A 1192-nucleotide genomic window follows, 5' to 3' on the forward strand; every position below is an offset into this window, starting at 1 on the left:
GGGTAATGGTGAAAGAGCCGTCTTCGTTGGCGGTTACAGTCGCATTGTCACCCGCACTTAAGTTGGCGGCTGTTAGGTCATCACCTTCTACGTCTGATGCTTGTGATAGAAGCTGCTCTTGTGACAATGTCACACTTCCATCTTCATCAACACTGTATGCTAGGTCGCCGGATACCGGAGCATCGTTGATAGGAAGTACATCAACGTTAATGACGGTATCAACCGTCGCACCATCTTCATCTTGAATGGTAACGTTCAATTGAACTTCGCCATTGAAGTTTTCATTTGGCGCAAAGCTACAAGTACCATCGCCATTAACAGAGAAGATACCGTCTGGTCCCTCGTAGCTGATACCAACTAGGGATACGTCACCCTCTATATCAGAAGCATTGGCCAGAACTTGAGACTCACTAAAGGTCAGTACGCTGTCTTCATCAATAGTGTAAGACGTTGGTCCTGCAATTGGTGGATCGTTAACCTCGATAACGGTTAAACCAGCGCTCGTCTCTGCTGTCGCACCGTCTTCATCGGCTACAACTACATCAAAGCTAACCTCACCCGAGAAGTTCGCGTTTGGCGAGAAGGTATACGTACCATCACCGTTATCAGCAAAGACTCCATCAGTTCCAGAGTAAGAGACATCTTGAACAGAAACGTCGCCTTCTACATCGGAGCTGTTAGCTAATAACTGCTCGTCAGTAATGGTAATTGAGTTGTCTTCTTGTACTGAATATGTGGTTGAACCGGCTACTGGAATGTCGTTGACAGACTCAACCGTTACGTCAATGTTGGCTTCTGTGGTCGTCGTACCGTCGCTTACAGAGAAGCTTAGGTCGACATCACCATTGAAGTTCTCGTTTGGTGCGAAGGTATAGGTGCCGTCMCCGTTGTCRGTGAASACRCCTTCYGTRCCTGAGTAGCTTACRTCGGCAACAGAYAGGTCATCACCATCAATATCTGACGCACCCGCTAGAAGCTGTTCATCCGTGAAGGTCAACGAACCGTCTTCTTGGATGGTGTAGCCTACATCTTCCACGACTGCTGCGTCATTCACTGGATTCACAGTGAGGTCAGCATTGGCGACGATGGTGTCGGTGCCATCTGAGATGTCGAAGCTTAGGTCAATGTCGCCATTGAAGTCCGCATCTGGAGTGATGGTGAAAGAGCCGTCTTCGTTGGCGGTTACGGTTGC

General features: G+C 48.6%; 1 protein-coding gene. It reads right to left on the reverse strand.

Going from position 1 to position 1192, the window contains the following annotated elements:
* On the reverse strand, nucleotides 1–1192 hold a 1192-nt coding region (locus tag L4C42_RS23400), incomplete at both ends, for a tandem-95 repeat protein (RefSeq protein ID WP_429761829.1).

Source organism: Vibrio wakamikoensis (assembly GCF_050337275.1).
Taxonomy (GTDB): domain Bacteria; phylum Pseudomonadota; class Gammaproteobacteria; order Enterobacterales; family Vibrionaceae; genus Vibrio; species Vibrio chaetopteri.